Annotated in this window: 14 protein-coding genes; 8 read left to right on the top strand and 6 right to left on the bottom strand. The window is 69.9% G+C overall.

All coding sequences use genetic code 11. The features are described from left to right. Positions 1 to 236 precede the first annotated feature (236 nt). From J9611_RS20075 to J9611_RS20060, 4 genes are all read left to right on the top strand, one after another. Positions 237 to 1,601 carry an MBL fold metallo-hydrolase gene (locus J9611_RS20075; RefSeq protein ID WP_211882853.1) on the top strand — a complete coding sequence of 455 codons (1,365 nt, stop codon included), beginning with the start codon at positions 237 to 239 and terminating at the stop codon, positions 1,599 to 1,601. Between the two features lie 74 nt (positions 1,602 to 1,675). Next, the gene (locus tag J9611_RS20070) at positions 1,676 to 2,683 is read left to right on the top strand and encodes a carbohydrate kinase family protein (protein ID WP_211882850.1); all 1,008 of its coding nucleotides are present in this window, start codon (positions 1,676 to 1,678) and stop codon (positions 2,681 to 2,683) included. A 9-nt stretch (positions 2,684 to 2,692) separates the two neighbouring features. Then, positions 2,693 to 3,205 (top strand): YbhB/YbcL family Raf kinase inhibitor-like protein, encoded by a 513-nt coding sequence (locus tag J9611_RS20065; protein WP_211882848.1) that lies wholly within the window; start codon positions 2,693 to 2,695, stop codon positions 3,203 to 3,205. A 199-nt stretch (positions 3,206 to 3,404) separates the two neighbouring features. Continuing rightward, positions 3,405 to 4,223: an HAD family hydrolase gene (locus J9611_RS20060; protein ID WP_211882846.1), complete on the top strand. Its 819-nt coding sequence runs from the start codon at positions 3,405 to 3,407 to the stop codon at positions 4,221 to 4,223. 65 nt (positions 4,224 to 4,288) lie between these two features. Here J9611_RS20060 and J9611_RS20055 read toward each other — a convergent pair whose 3' ends face one another. Both J9611_RS20055 and J9611_RS20050 read right to left on the bottom strand, forming a co-directional pair. Next, the gene (locus J9611_RS20055; RefSeq protein ID WP_211882844.1) at positions 4,289 to 4,963 is read right to left on the bottom strand and encodes a response regulator; all 675 of its coding nucleotides are present in this window, start codon (positions 4,961 to 4,963) and stop codon (positions 4,289 to 4,291) included. Further along, the gene (locus J9611_RS20050) at positions 4,956 to 6,341 is read right to left on the bottom strand and encodes a sensor histidine kinase (protein WP_211882842.1); all 1,386 of its coding nucleotides are present in this window, start codon (positions 6,339 to 6,341) and stop codon (positions 4,956 to 4,958) included. Before J9611_RS20050 ends, J9611_RS20055 begins: the two co-directional genes overlap by 8 nt. Positions 6,342 to 6,548: 207 nt before the next feature. Here J9611_RS20050 and J9611_RS20045 point away from each other — a divergent pair, with 207 nt between their 5' ends. Beyond that, complete coding sequence (locus J9611_RS20045; protein WP_372447824.1) at positions 6,549 to 7,397, top strand: glycerophosphodiester phosphodiesterase family protein; 849 nt, start codon at positions 6,549 to 6,551, stop codon at positions 7,395 to 7,397. Between the two features lie 94 nt (positions 7,398 to 7,491). Continuing rightward, entirely contained in the window at positions 7,492 to 8,616 is a 1,125-nt protein-coding gene (locus tag J9611_RS20040) for a glycerate kinase (protein WP_211882840.1), read from the top strand. Positions 8,617 to 8,620: 4 nt separating this feature from the next. Here the strand turns inward: J9611_RS20040 and J9611_RS20035 are convergent, their stop codons facing one another. Together J9611_RS20035 and J9611_RS20030 are read right to left on the bottom strand one after the other, a co-directional pair. Continuing rightward, a complete protein-coding gene (locus J9611_RS20035; RefSeq protein WP_211882838.1) occupies positions 8,621 to 9,283 on the bottom strand; it encodes a DUF6766 family protein in 663 nt (220 codons plus the stop codon). Positions 9,284 to 9,326: 43 nt separating this feature from the next. Further along, positions 9,327 to 9,842, bottom strand: coding sequence for a DUF6328 family protein (locus tag J9611_RS20030; protein ID WP_211882836.1), 516 nt, complete (start codon positions 9,840 to 9,842; stop codon positions 9,327 to 9,329). 333 nt (positions 9,843 to 10,175) lie between these two features. Here J9611_RS20030 and J9611_RS20025 point away from each other — a divergent pair, with 333 nt between their 5' ends. Next, positions 10,176 to 10,583, top strand: a complete 408-nt coding sequence (locus tag J9611_RS20025; protein ID WP_246528096.1) for a hypothetical protein — start codon at positions 10,176 to 10,178, stop codon at positions 10,581 to 10,583. A 97-nt stretch (positions 10,584 to 10,680) separates the two neighbouring features. On the opposite strand, the gene J9611_RS20020 is transcribed toward J9611_RS20025, so the two are convergent. Next, positions 10,681 to 12,048, bottom strand: coding sequence for a uracil-xanthine permease family protein (locus tag J9611_RS20020; protein WP_211882835.1), 1,368 nt, complete (start codon positions 12,046 to 12,048; stop codon positions 10,681 to 10,683). Between the two features lie 253 nt (positions 12,049 to 12,301). Between J9611_RS20020 and J9611_RS20015 the strand changes: the two genes are divergently transcribed. Then, positions 12,302 to 12,907: a malonic semialdehyde reductase gene (locus tag J9611_RS20015; protein ID WP_211882833.1), complete on the top strand. Its 606-nt coding sequence runs from the start codon at positions 12,302 to 12,304 to the stop codon at positions 12,905 to 12,907. Positions 12,908 to 13,305: 398 nt separating this feature from the next. Here the strand turns inward: J9611_RS20015 and J9611_RS20010 are convergent. Next, on the bottom strand, positions 13,306 to 13,986 hold a 681-nt coding region (locus tag J9611_RS20010), incomplete at its 5' end, for an amino acid permease (protein WP_211882831.1).

Raw genomic sequence — 13,986 nt, 5'->3', positions numbered from 1 at the left:
CCAGGAACTCAACGCCCGCCCCCGCAAAACACTCGGCTGGAATACTCCGGCCGAGTCACTTCGTGCTTTACTGATAGCCAGCTGACCTCAGGTGTTGCATCGACCCCTGGAATTCGCCTCAGAGCACCTTTTCGTCTCTTAAACACACCTCTCAACCCAACATTGATGACAACCCCGGGCCAAGGAGCCCCGCCCGCCGGCTTGATTTCACACCCACAAGGGTCATGATGGGAACCATGGAGGTCATTGTCATCGAGACCCCGCAGCTGGGGGACCGGAGCTACCTGGTCCATGACGGATCGGTGGCGCTGGTCATCGACCCGCAGCGGGACACGGACCGCGTCGAGGCGGCCGCCAAGGCGGCCGGCGTCGTCATCACGCACGTGGCGGAAACCCACGTACACAATGACTACCTCAGCGGCGGCCTGGAACTGGCACGCGCCCACCGCGCCAGCTACCTCGTCAACGCCGCGGATCCCGTGGCGTTCGAGCGGGTGCCCATCACCGGCGGCCAGACCCTGAAGGTGGGTTCGCTGACGGTCAAGGCCGTCGCCACGCCCGGCCACACCCACACACACCTTTCCTTCGTCGTCGACGACGGCGGGAGGCAGGCCGTCTTCTCCGGCGGAAGCCTGCTCTACGGCTCCGTCGGCCGCACGGACCTCGTCGCCGAAGCGGACACGGTCGGCCTCACCCACGACCAGTACGCCTCGGTACGGCGCCTCGCCGCCGAGGCCGGGCCCGACGCCGCACTGTTCCCGACCCACGGGTTCGGCTCGTTCTGCTCGTCCGGCCCGGCGTCGGGCGCGGGGTCCTCGACAATCGGCGAACAGTTGACCGCCAACCATGCCCTGACGGACCCGGACGAGGAGCACTTCGTCCGCGAGCTCATCGGCAACCTCACGGCCTACCCCTCCTACTACGCGCACATGGGCGCAGCCAACGCCCGGGGCCCGGGCCCGGCGCAGCTGGCCGTGCCGGAGTCGCTCGACGCCGGCGAGCTCGCCCGGCGCCTGGACGAGGGGGAGTGGGTGGTGGACCTGCGGCACCGCGTGGCGTTCGCCAGCAACCACTTCCGCGGCGCCGTGAGCTTCGAATACGGGAACAGCTTCAGCACCTACCTGGGCTGGGTGATGCCCTGGGGCGGGCAGTTCACCCTCGTCGGCTCGCACGGGGACGTCGAACACGCGATCCGCGACCTCACCCGCCTCGGCATCGAATCCCCGGACGCCGCCGTCGGCACGGACCCCCTCACGCTGGCCCCGGACGCGGCCCTGGCCTCCTATCCCCGCGTGGGCTGGGACGGGGTGCTCGATGGCCGGGCCGCCGGGGACACGGTCCTGGACGTGCGGCGCGCTGACGAATACGCCAGGTCGCGGGTGGCCGGCGCCGTGAACGTCCCGCTGCATGAACTGTTGCCGCGCCTGGCGGACGTGCCGGCCGGAAAACTCTGGGTCCACTGCGGCTCCGGCTACCGGGCCGGGATCGCCGCCAGCCTCCTGCAGCGCGCCGGCAGGGACGTGGTCCACATCGATGCCCGGTTCGGCGACGCCCGGGCCGCCGGGATACGGCTGGACATGTCCCGCACAGTTCCCGGCTGAGCGGAGCACAGGCCCGGCACCACAGACTCCGGTACACAGCGGCGCCGGGCTGCGTTCTCTGGCAGAGTATGAGCATGCTCACAGTTATTGGCGAAGGACTCGTTGATGTTGTCCGGCGCCCCTCCGGTGTCCAGGCCCACGTCGGCGGCAGCCCTCTGAACGTCGCGGTCGGCCTGGCGCGGCTGGGCCACCCCGTGCAGTTCATCGGCCGCTACGGGCGGGACCCCTACGGCGACTCGGTCGCCGCCCACCTCCGGTCCAGTTCCGTGCTGCTGCCGCTGGCCCCGGACGGCCTGCCCACCAGCGTGGCCACCGCAGTGATCGACGACGACGGCGCCGCCAGCTACACCTTCGACCTCGCCTGGGAGATGCCCGGGCTCGCCGAGCGTTTGCCGTTCCTGCTGCAGGGCACCACCCTGCTGCACACCGGCTCGATCGCCACCATGCTGGCGCCGGGCGCCGCCGCGGTGCTGGCCGCCGTCGAGCATGCCCATCCGTCAACGACGGTCAGCTTCGATCCCAACTGCCGGCCGAGCATCATCACCGACGCGGACTACGCGCGCGGGCAGGCGGAGAAGTTCGTCGTCCTGGCGGACATCGTCAAGGCCTCCGACGAAGACCTTGAATGGCTGTACCCCGGCGTGGATCCGCTCGACGCGGCGCGGCGCTGGCTGTCACTGGGCGGCACGGAAGGTCCCGCGATGGTGGTGGTGACCCGCGGCGCCGAGGGGCCCTGGGGCATCAACGCCGCCGGCGAAACGCACTTTCCCGCCCCTGGGGTGAAGGTGGCGGACACCGTCGGGGCCGGGGACTCCTTCATGGCCGCGCTGCTCTCCGTCGTGGTGGACCTGGGCCTGGACGGGGCGCAGAACCGCGGGGACCTCCGCGAACTCTCGGCCGGCTCGCTCCGCCAACTCCTGGCCCGCGCCGCCTTCGCCGCCGCCGTGACAGTGTCCCGCGCCGGCGCGAACCCGCCCACCCGGGCGGAATTGAACCGGATGGAGCAGGGGGCCGCGGATTCCGACAGCGCCCATACAGACAGTGCCGCCGGCGCCGCAATCGCCGACCTCAACAGCAACTGAAAGGCAGCCATGACACGCCACGATATTCCCGCCCTCCACGTCAGCAGCGAGTCGTTCAAGGAAGGCCAGACCCTCCCGCCGGCCCAGCGGAGCGGGAAGATGCGTGCCGGCGGCCAGGACGAATCCCCGCAGCTGGGCTGGAGCGGGGCCCCGGCCGGCACCAGGAGCTACGCCGTGACCATGTTCGACCCCGACGCTCCCGGGCACGGCGGATTCTGGCACTGGGCCGTGCTGGACCTCCCCGGCGGCGTCACCTCGCTGCCGGCCGGTGCGGGCGCCGAGGACAACCGGCGGCTTCCCCCCGGCGCCCTGCAGCTGAAGAACGACGCCGGCTTCCGCGGCTACCTGGGTGCCGCGCCGCCGCCGGGCCACGGGCCGCACCGCTACATCCTCACCGTTTACGCCCTGGATGTGGAGCAGTCGGGGCTGGACGCGGGCTCCTCCCCGGCCAAGCTGGAAGCGAAGCTGGCCCCGCACATCCTGGGCCGGGGAACCCTGACCGGCATCTTCGAGCGGCATTAGGGACGGATCCGGCCGGGTCCCGGGCTGGCTGCGGCCTGGCCGCGGCGCCGAAATCGCCGGAAGCCTGCGGACTCGCCCTAAATTTCCGGCGACGTCGGCACGCTTCCGGCGCTTTCGCGGCCCGCGACTTCGGCTCAGGCAGGCCTACGTCCCCCACCGGCGCCCCGGCAGCCGCCCGGCCTCAACGTAGACTGGCAGTATGCGGCTGGTAGCAAGTGACATTGACGGAACGATCCTCGGCCACGACGGCAGGATCAGCGACCGCACAGTCCGCGCGTTCCACGCCTGCCGCGACGCCGGCGTCGAACTGGTCTTCGTGACCGGGCGCCCGCCGCGCTGGCTGCACCCCCTGCGCGAGCAGCTGGGACACACCGGAACAGTCATCTGCTCCAACGGCGCCGTGGTGTGGGACCTCGAGGCGGACCGCCTGGTCTCGGCCCGGGCCCTGGAGCTCGACGCCGTCTTCGAGGCCCGCCGCATCATCCGGCGGCTCCGCCCCGCGGCACTGTTCGCCGCCGAAACCCTGACCGGTTTCCATCTGGAACCGGGGTTCATCGAGGACGGCTCCAGCCGGCTGCTCACCGAGTACACGCCGGCCGCGCTGCACACCACGCTCACCGCGGCGGATTCCGTGGTGAAGTTCCTGGCCGTCGTCCGCGACGGGACCGCCGATGAATTCCTGGCCGAGGTGACGCCCGCCGTCGCGCACCTGGCGGCGGCCACCCACTCGGCGCCCGCCATGGCGCTCCTGGAACTCTCCCTCCCCGGCGTGAACAAAGCCGTCACCCTCGCCGCCTATGCCGCATCGCTGGGCATCGAGGCGCAGGACGTATTGGCCTTCGGGGACATGCCCAACGACATCGAGATGCTGCGCTGGGCCGGCGGCGGCTACGCGATGGCCAGTGGCCACCCGGAGGCGATCCGCGCCGCCGGCCAGCAGGCCCCGCATTTCGACGACGACGGCGTGGCCCAGGTCCTCGAGGCCAAGCTCGCCGGCCTGGGCCTCCGGCTTCCCTGACCGCGGGTCCCGGCAGGACCGGGCCGGACGGCGTGGATGGTGGCGCCTGGGCTGCCGGCCCCCGCTCAGAGCAGCCTGTGCTCGTAGGCGAAGGACACGAGCTGCAGCCGAGTCCGCAGGCCAAGTTTCGCCAGCGTGGAGCGTATGTGGGTCTTGACCGTGGCCTCGGCCACGAACAGGCTCCCGGCGATGTCCGCGTTCGCCAGGCCCTTGGCGGCCAGCAGGAACACGTCCCGCTCGCGCGGGGACAGTTCCTCAAGCACGGACAGGTCCGGTGCCGCCGGTGATACGGTCCGGGCCGCGTGCTGGAAAAGTTCGTGGACCGAGCCGGGGGCTATGACCGAGTATCCCGAATGCACGGTGCGGATGGCGGCCAGGAGGAACTCCGGTTCGGCGCTCTTGAGCAGGTAGCCCGAAGCGCCGGCCTGCACGGCGTCGATCACCGCCTTGTCCCGGTTGAAGGTGGTCAGGGCGATGATCTTGGGCTTGTCCGTTCCCGCGGCGTCCGCGTCCGCCATGATCCGCCGGGTCGCCTCGACGCCGTCCAGCACCGGCATCCGCAGGTCCATCAGGATCACATCCGGACGGAGGCCGGCGGCGAGGGCCACGGCCTGTTCCCCGTCACCGGCCTCACCCACCAGCTCCAGGTCCGTCTGGCTCTCCACCAGCATGCGGATGCCTGTGCGGAACAACGGCTGGTCATCGACGAGCGCAACCGAGATGCGGGCCGGATCAGCCACGGGCGTCGGCCTTCATTCCCCCGGGTTCCCCGGCCAACGACGGCGACGCCCCGGCCGACGGCGGCGACGCCCGCTCGAGCGCACGGGCTGCCCCGTCGGCCCCGGCCGCCTCCGCCAGAGCGGGAGCAGTGTCCGCCCGGCCGATGCCATAGGGGATGAAGGCCGTGACGCGGAAGTCCTCGCCGTCCGATCCTGCGGTCAGCCAGCCGCCTGCCAGATGGGCCCGCTCCCGCATGCCCGGGATGCCGCGGCCCACCCGTCCGGCGTTGGCGCCGTCGGCGTGGCCCTGGGCTGCGGTCAAGGGCCGGAGGGTCGAGGCCGCATGCAGTGTCAGGCCGGGGCCGGACCAGTCCGAGTGGACACGGACAGCGGTGCCGCGGCCGCCGTGTTTAAGCGCGTTGGTCAGGCATTCCTGGATTATCCGGAACACTGCCAGTTGTTGGCCGGCGCCGAGCTCCACTGGCTTCCCGGTTGAGCTTTGCTGGATTTTGAGGCTGCCGCGCATCTGTTCGACCAACGGGCCGATGTCCCGCAGCAGGGGTTGCGGGGATGCGGTGCCGTCGTCCCGGACGTTCTCGATGACGCGCTGGGCGTCCACGAGGGCGCGGCGGGCCGAGCCGGCGATGGTTTCGAGGGCATTCAATACGGCCTGGGGCTGGCCGTGGCCCAGGTAGCGGGCGCCGTCGGCCTGGGCCGCGATGACGGCGAGTGAGTGTGCCAGGACGTCATGGAGGTCCCGGGTGATGCGGGTGCGCTCCTGCTCCACGATCAGTTCGACCTCGGTCTCCTTCAGGCTGGCCCGGGCATCGTCGCGGGCGCGAAACAGTGTGCCGCGCTCCTCATAGAGACGCAGGAGCACCCCCGCGGCGGCGCAGCCGGCGGCGATGAGGAGCAGAACTGCCCAGCACTGCCACCACAGCCCGATCATCGTCGTCCGGGTGCCGTTCGCGATCACCAGGGCGGAGGCCCAGTAGGCCCCCATTCCGTAGCCGCGCCCCAGCATGATGAAGGCCATGACCCCGGCCAGGGCCGCGGTGGCGGCGCCGGCGACAATTCTCATCCGGGGCGGCGCCAACCAGAGCATGAAGGCCAACGCGACGAACGCCCCGATGTAGAGCTGCCACGGCGTTGCGATCATCGGCTCGAGCACATGAAGCAGTTGAAGGACGAGGAGAAGGGCTGTCACACCCAGGGACGCCGCGGCCCACCGGCCCGCCAGGGCGATCGCCACGGAGACCAGAACGATGGCCGGAAGGCGGCCCTGCTCGGCCAGAAAAGAACCATATAGGCCCCAATGACGGCCCGACCAAAGAACGAAGAAGATGATGGCCGCCGAGGGGGAACCCCAGTGCCGCAGGCGTTGCAGAGTCTGTTCCATGACCGCCACGCTATACGCCGCCGGGCACCCGGCCGGCCCATTTGGGCACAGCCGGAGACTGTTCCACCTGAAAGCCAGAAGATTCATCCCATCGGTGGAGCCGGATGTTCTGATGCCCCGGCAGATTGCCGCCGCCCCGCCAGATTGCACCGGCACCTCTCCCACGGCCCAGGCTCCCGCGCCCTCCGCAGCCGGTACGCTTCAGGTGTGAACGATCCGCACCCTTTCTTTGCCGACGGCGGCAGCCTCGACGACGCCGCCGTCGGCGGCCTGAATGATGAGGGCCGTGCGCCTGCCGCGGCGCCCCTCGCGATGGCCCACCGCGGCTTCTCCCGGGACGGCCTCGAAAACTCGATGGCCGCGTTCCGCGCCGCCGTCGCCCTCGGGTTCCGGCACCTGGAGACGGACGTCCACACCACGGCCGACGGCGTGCTGCTGCTGTTCCACGACGAAACCCTGGACCGGGTCACGGACGGACACGGCCGGGTCTCGGAGCTCCCCGCGGCGACCGTCGCCCGGGCGAGGATCGGCGGTGTGGAGCCGGTCCCGCTGTTCGAGGAGCTCGTCGCCGCCTTCCCGGAGGTCCGGCTCAACCTGGACGTCAAGGACTGGAACTCGGTGGACCCCCTGGCCGCCGCGATCGAGCGGTACGGGCTCCATGACCGGGTGCTGATTGCCAGCTTCTCGGACCGCCGGCGCCGCGCGGTGCTGAAGCAGTTGAGCCGGCCCGCCGCGGGCTCGGCCGGCGTCGTCTCCAACGCCCTGTTCGTCCTGCTGGGTCCCGTACTGCCGGCCCCCCTCCTGCGGCTCGTGGCGGGGCGGGCGCTCCGCGGCGTCCACGCCCTGCAGGTCCCGGTCCGCTATGGCGGCGTGCCGGTAGTGACGCCCGGCTTTGTGCGGCGCGCCCACCGCCACGGACTTCAGGTGCACGTCTGGACCATCAACGAGCAGGCCGAAATGCACCGGCTGCTGGCCCTCGGCGTGGACGGGATCGTCACGGACCGTGCCGACCTGCTCAAAGCGGTGCTGCAGGAACGCGGCGAGTGGCGGCGCTGACGCCCGCGCCTCGATGAGTTCGCGGACGAAGCAGCCCGGACCTCCCAGCCGGCCGCCGGCACCGGACCCGCAGCCGGGCTGGCAGGATAGAGCCATGCGCATCCTCATCGCCCCGGACAAGTTCAAGGGCTCGCTCACCGCCGCCGAAGCCGCCGCCGCCATCGCCGAAGGCGCCCTCCGCGTCTACCCCGACGCCGAGGCCGTCCAGTTCCCGGTCGCCGACGGCGGCGAAGGAACGCTGGAGGCAGCCGTCGCCGCCGGGTACGAGGAGCGGCTCAACGCCGTCGTCGGCCCGATCCTGGCGCCGGTCGGCGCGGCCTGGGCCATCCGCAAGGACGCGTTCGGCGGCGCCACCGCCGTCATCGAAACCGCGCAGGCGTCCGGCCTGGCGCACATGGAACCCACCCCGGCCAACGCGCTGCGCGCCCACAGCTACGGCTGCGGCCAGCTGATCGCCGCTGCCCTGGATGCCGGCGCCACGGAGATCGTGCTGGGCCTGGGCGGCTCGGCCATGACCGACGGCGGCAGCGGCGCCCTCCGCGCGCTGGGGCTCAAACCGCTGGACGCCGCCGGCAACGTCGTGCCCCTGGGCGGCGGCTCGCTGGCAGATGTCGCCTCCGTGGACCTCAGCGGACTCGATCCCCGGCTGTCCGCGGTCAAGTTCCGGATCGCCGTCGACGTGCAGAACACCCTGTTCGGCAGCGACGGGGCGGCGCACGTCTTCAGCCCGCAGAAGGGCGCCGACGACGACGCCGTGGAGCTGCTCGACGCCGGGCTGCGGAACTGGGCCTCGGTGCTGCGCCAGGCCACCGGCCGGGACGTCAACGTACCCGGCGCAGGCGCGGCGGGCGGATTCCCGGCGTCGTTCCTCGCCTTCAGCAACGCCGCCCTGGAGGGCGGCTTCGAGCTGGTGGCCGGACTCACCGGCCTCGCCGCCAGGCTCGCCGAGGCGGACCTCGTCATCACCGGTGAGGGGTCGCTGGATTCGCAGTCGCTCACCGGCAAGGCGCCGATTGCGCTCGCCGACGCCGCCCGGGACCTCGGCATCCCGGTGATCGTGGTGGCCGGCCGCATCCGGGTCACCCCGGAGGACCTCGCCCGGCACGGCGTGGTGGCCGCCGCGCAGCTGCTGGACCTCGCCGGGAGCCCGGCCGACGCCGTCGCGAACGCCGCGAAGTACCTCGCCTGGGCGACCAGCCAGGTGCTGGAAGGCGCCTGAGCGTTCAGGTGCCGGTCTCGTAGTGGGGCTCGGCCACGGGTTTGGACTCGGGGGAGCCCTTTTCGCGCAGGTAGACCGAGGCGCCGACGAGGACGGCAACGGCCAGGAATTCGCTTTGCCAGTTCTGGAACGATTCGAACCAGAAACGGCTTGTCGCGAAGTACCCCAGGGCACTCACCGTCGGCTGTCCGTGGCTCTGCTGCCCGTCGTTGTAGGCCGCGCTGCCCCCGATCCCGTGCAGGACGAAGGAGGCGAGGAAGAGGAGCAGGAACATGATGGACAGGGAGTGTTCGTAGAGCTTCAGCACCCACCCGCCGCGCCGCACCGGCCACGGGGTGGCGGTCTTGAGCCTGGCGTTCCGCGGGTCCTGGTCCTGGGGGGCTTCCTTGCCCATCGGCTTGGACTCCGAGGATCCTTTCTGGAAAAGGAAGACCGTCAGGAGGACGTACATGCCCATCTGCAGGAATTCCGATTCCCAGTTCTCAAACGTCGCCTCGACGAAATCCCCGGTGGCAAGGTATTCGGCCACGCTGACGGCGGGTTGCCCGTGCGCCATCTGGTCCTCGCTGTAGCTGCTCGCGCCGCTGAGGACCATTCCGCCGAAGAAGGCGAGGAAGAGCCCGGCGTTGGCGAGCAGCAGCCCGTGTTCCTTAACCCATTGACGCATGGTTGCACCTGTTTCTTGTTGGGGATGGTGGATTCCGGCCCGGTCAGGTCGGACTGATTCCGGCGCCCGCCAGCTTGGCCGCTTCACGGTTGAGCCGGGCCGGAACGTAAACCAGCAGGACCAGCAGCAGGGCCAGCAACACGCCGCCCGCCGTCAGGCCGGCGGCGCGTCCGGCCGTGACATCGAAGACCAGCGACGCCGAGCCCACGCTGAGCAGCCCGACGCCACCCAGTGCGACCTTCGTGATGTTGTCCGCGCTTGCCACGAGGGTGGCTTTCAGGTGCTGGCGGAACAGCCGGCGGTGCACGCTCACCGGAAGCAGGATCAGGGCGGTGGTCAGGGCGGCCAGCGAAACATCCGTGAGGTAGAGGCCCTTCTGGAAAGCGTCGAGGCTCGGGAACCGGGCCTGGAACGGCAACGTCAAGAGGAAGCCGGCGAGGATCTGGACGCCGGTCTGGAGGACGCGGAGCTCCTGGATCAGTTCCATCCAGTTCCGGTCCAGGCGCTGGTCCGCACTCTCATTCCGGCCGGGGTCGGGCGAAATTTCCGGATCGGACATCGGTGCGCCTCCCCGCTCGTGGACGCGGCCGCGACCCGGCCGTCAGGACTCAACCTATGCTCGGGAGTTACCAAATTCAAGACGGTACTAAGGCTGCTGAGTATTTTCCGGGTAGGCTGGAATTGTTTACGTTGCTGGGCAATTCAATGGGACCGCCGCACCGCGGACCCGGCGAGGAATGCTCCCGGGGAGCGGCGCCCTCGAAGGAAAGGCCGCGCTGATTACCGGCGGAGACTCGGGGATCGGCAGGGCGGTGGCCTCTGAGCGCCTTGCCATCAGATTTCCCGGCAACAGCTTTCCAGCAGCAGCTTTCCAACAAGCAGGAGGAATGACATGAGCCAGGAGCAGCAGCACGGAAACCCCGCCGAGGAAGCCGGCGGCTACGGATCGCCGACCGTGGAGCAGGAAATGCCCGGCGGTGACACGAAGAAGTTCGCCCAGCCACGGGAGGAGGAGGCGTTCGACGAGGCAGGACTGAGCCAGGACAGCACCGACGGCGAGCCATCCCCGGCCGGGGTGCCGGACCTCAGCCAGTTCGGAGCCGAAGACCAAGACAGTGCGGGAGAGCCCGGAGCGGGACGCCTGGGCGGGACGGAGGACCAGATGAAGGCAGAAAAGGAGAGCACGGACCCCGGCTTCGAACCGGGCAGCGAAGCGGCGGCCGAGGGCGGCGACGCCGCGGTGCCGTCCGCCGATGCGGAGATGGACGCCGCCAACACCGAGGAACCCGACACCGATTAACCTCCGCCGGCCGCGCCCTGGATGCCACGACAAAAGGCCGGCATCCGGCCACCGGACGGTGGCAGGATGCCGGCCTTCGGCTCGCCCCGGTGAAAGGCTAGCGGCGCTTCCTGCCGGCGCGCTTGGCTGCGGCGCTCGCGGCGGCCCTGACCGCCGGCGGCAGGCTCTGTAGTGCCGCGGCCGACTCCGTCTCAGGCTCGGCCACGGTGCCGCGGGCCTTGGCGATGGCCTTCATGCCGTGATAGATCACCAAGGCCGCGGCGGAACCCAGCGCGATGCCGGTGAACTTCAGGTCGCCGACGGTCCAGGTGTAGTCCGCGATGCCGATAATCAGGGCGACGGCGGCCGTGGTCAGGTTGACGGGGTTGGAGAAGTTCACCTTGTTCTGGACCCAGATCTTCACGCCGAGGACGCCGATCATGCCGTAGAGCATGGTTGCCGCGCCGCCCAGCACGCCGGCCGGGACGGTGGCGATGAGTTCACCGAACTTCGGGGAGAAGCTCAGCACCACGGCGAAGATGCCGGCCACCCAGTATGCCGCCGTCGAATACACCTTCGTGGAGGCCATGACGCCGATGTTTTCCGCGTAGGTGGTGGTGCCCGAGCCGCCGCCGAGGCCGGCCAGCACGGTCGCCGCGCCGTCGGCCATCAGCGCCCGCCCGGAGACGCCGTCGAGGTTCTGCCCCGTCATGGCGGACACGGCCTTCACGTGGCCGATGTTCTCGGCGACCAGCACCAGCACCACGGGCAGGAAGAGCCCGACAACGCCGAGGTGGAATTCGGGGGTCTGGAAGTGCGGCAGCCCGATCCAGGCGGCACCGTCCATCTTGGAGTAGTCGACTTCGCCGCGCATCATCGCGACGAGGTAGCCCACCACGACGCCGACGAGGATGCTCAGCCTGCCCAGGATGCCGCGGAAAAAGACGCTGACCAGGATGATGACCGCGAGGGTGATCACGGCGGTGACGGGCGCGGAGTCGAAGTTCTGCCTCGCCGCCGGGGCCAGGTTCAGGCCGATCAGGGCGACGATCGCGCCGGTGACGATCGGCGGCATCAGCCGGTTGATCCAGCCCGCCCCGAACTTCTGCACCACGGCTCCGATCACGGCCAGCCCGACGCCGGCCAGCACCACGCCGCCCAGCGCGCCGGGAACGCCGAACTGCTGCTGGGACGCCATGATCGGCGCGATGAAGGCGAAGCTGGAGCCCAGGTAGCTGGGCACGCGGCCCCGGGTGATGACCAGGAACAGCAGGGTGCCGATGCCGGAGAAGAACAGGGTGGTGGCGGGCGGCATGCCGGTGATGATCGGGACCAGGAACGTGGCGCCGAACATGGCGACAACGTGCTGCATCCCGACGCCGATGGTCAGGGGCCAGGCCAGGCGCTCGTCCGGCCTGACGACCTCGCCGGGGCGGATCGACCTGCCGTTGCCGTGGAGCTTCCATTTGGTACCGAGCATGCTCATTGCCGGGGGCCTTTCGGGGAATGTGGCTGAAATGTGGCGGGGCACGGAAGGAATCTTCCGGAGCAACTTTACCGCGCGGCCCGTTCCGGGCCGTTCCGTGCGGTTCTGCCCTGCCCGGCCCCGCTGTGCCGGCCCCCTGTGCCGAACGTCACCGGCCGACGCGGGAAGCGGGCAAGCCGTCCGGCGGTTGCAATGATGGAAGCCTCAACGCCAGCCATCACCCGGGTGCGCCGGCCCAGCGAAAGGGATGCGAATGACAATCGCCCATGACGAAGCAGTAATCGGCGCAGCCGCCGTAGACGCAATCTTTGCCGAAGCCCGCACTGCCAATGCCTTCACCGGGGAGGTCACGGACGAGCAGGCACGTGCCATCTACGAGCTGACCAAGTTCGGCCCCACCGCCTTCAACTCCCAGCCGCTGCGCGTCACCTATGTCCGCTCCGAGGAAGCCCGCGCGACCCTCGTGGGCGCCCTCTCCAACGGCAACCGCGCCAAGACGGCGTCCGCACCCCTCGTGGCCATCCTCAGCTATGACACGTCCTGGCAGGAGCAGTGGGACAGCTTCCTTCCCGGCTACAACGCCCCCAAGGCCATGTACGACGCCGCGCCGGACCTCGCCGCCGCCACGGGCAACAACAACGCACACCTTCAGGCCGGCTACTTCATCCTCGCCGTCCGCTCCCTCGGATTCGCCGCCGGCCCCATGACGGGTGCGGACTTCCCGGCGATCGATGCCGCGTTCTTCGCCGACGGCAGCCAGAAGAGCTTCCTCGTGGTCAACATCGGCCAGCCCGGCGTGGAGGCATGGGGCGAGGCCAAGCCGAAATTCGCCTATGAGGACGTCGTCCGCACCGTCTAAGGGTTTCCTCACGGGCGGGTGCCTTTGGCACGGACTTTTCCGCGGAGGCACCTCCGGCAGGCTCGTCCCGCGGAGGTGCCTCCGGCACCATGGGGGACAGGCCGGAGGCACGCGGGACGCAAATATGCGGTTGAGTGCAAGGCCTACGCCCGGGGCCACTTCCTATTTTAGTCCTCTTTTCAGTCCGCCGCGGGGCCGTGGCCAAGGGCGATCTGCGCCGCCGTCGTGGCACACTTGCCCCAACCAGATTTCTGGTGGTTACGCCGAGCTCGACGAGGGGCCCCGCCGGGTGGGGCGCCGGGGGTAGTAGGAGCAGTGATACTACATGAGCACATGCTCCGCGGTCACCGCCTCCGGGCGATCAAATGCCGTTCAGTTGGATGCGGTCGTTTCGGTCCTCATTGTCCGACCGCCGCACCTTTGCTGAGGAGCTCCGTGGCAGCATTTTTGTCCGACTGGAGCTCGTCCTGGAACGTCGCGTAGCGGGCCAGGTGGGACGGGCGCTTGCGCAGGACGAGCCAGGCGGCGCCGAGCACGATGAACCAGACCGGGGTGACCAGGAGCGCCACGAGGGTGTCCGGCTGCGTGGTCAGTGTCCAGATAACGAAGCCGAAGAACGCGAAGACCACCCAGACCATGGGGATGCCGCCGGGCATTTTGTACTTGGAGGCCTCGTGGAGGTGCGGGCGGCGGGAGCGGAACTTCAGGTAGCTGGCCAGGATGATGGACCAGACGAAGACGAAGCAGACGGCGGACACGGTGGTGACCATGTCGAAGGCCTTGCCGATGTCCTCTCCGGCGTACATCAGGATGACGCCGGAGAGCAGCAGGACGCAGGAGAGAAACAGGGCGTTCTGCGGGACCTTGCGGCGGGACAGCCGGCCGAACACGGTCGGGGCGTCGCCCTCCTGGGCCAGGCCGTAGACCATGCGGGAGGTGGAGTAGATGCCGGAGTTGGCCGAGGACATGGCCGAGCTGAGGACCACCAGGTTCACGATCGTTGCCGCGGCGCCGAGGCCGGCGAGGGAGAACATGGCGATGAACGGGCTGTGGCCGGCCTGGAACTGGGTCCAGGGGGT

Source organism: Pseudarthrobacter albicanus (assembly GCF_018224015.1).
GTDB lineage: Bacteria > Actinomycetota > Actinomycetes > Actinomycetales > Micrococcaceae > Arthrobacter > Arthrobacter albicanus.
The sequence above is the reverse complement of the archived record's forward strand: the minus strand, read 5'-3'. Positions and strand labels throughout refer to the sequence as shown.

What these genes read in the sequence shown, in the direction of transcription:
- J9611_RS20075 (WP_211882853.1), top strand. Translation starts at nt 237, where the DNA reads ATGGAGGTCATTGTCATCGAGACCCCGCAGCTGGGGGACCGGAGCTAC.
- J9611_RS20070 (WP_211882850.1), top strand. Translation starts at nt 1,676, where the DNA reads ATGCTCACAGTTATTGGCGAAGGACTCGTTGATGTTGTCCGGCGCCCC.
- J9611_RS20065 (WP_211882848.1), top strand. Translation starts at nt 2,693, where the DNA reads ATGACACGCCACGATATTCCCGCCCTCCACGTCAGCAGCGAGTCGTTC.
- J9611_RS20060 (WP_211882846.1), top strand. Translation starts at nt 3,405, where the DNA reads ATGCGGCTGGTAGCAAGTGACATTGACGGAACGATCCTCGGCCACGAC.
- J9611_RS20050 (WP_211882842.1), bottom strand. Translation starts at nt 6,341, where the DNA reads ATGGAACAGACTCTGCAACGCCTGCGGCACTGGGGTTCCCCCTCGGCG.
- J9611_RS20040 (WP_211882840.1), top strand. Translation starts at nt 7,492, where the DNA reads ATGCGCATCCTCATCGCCCCGGACAAGTTCAAGGGCTCGCTCACCGCC.
- J9611_RS20035 (WP_211882838.1), bottom strand. Translation starts at nt 9,283, where the DNA reads ATGCGTCAATGGGTTAAGGAACACGGGCTGCTGCTCGCCAACGCCGGG.
- J9611_RS20030 (WP_211882836.1), bottom strand. Translation starts at nt 9,842, where the DNA reads ATGTCCGATCCGGAAATTTCGCCCGACCCCGGCCGGAATGAGAGTGCG.
- J9611_RS20025 (WP_246528096.1), top strand. Translation starts at nt 10,176, where the DNA reads ATGAGCCAGGAGCAGCAGCACGGAAACCCCGCCGAGGAAGCCGGCGGC.
- J9611_RS20020 (WP_211882835.1), bottom strand. Translation starts at nt 12,048, where the DNA reads ATGAGCATGCTCGGTACCAAATGGAAGCTCCACGGCAACGGCAGGTCG.
- J9611_RS20015 (WP_211882833.1), top strand. Translation starts at nt 12,302, where the DNA reads ATGACAATCGCCCATGACGAAGCAGTAATCGGCGCAGCCGCCGTAGAC.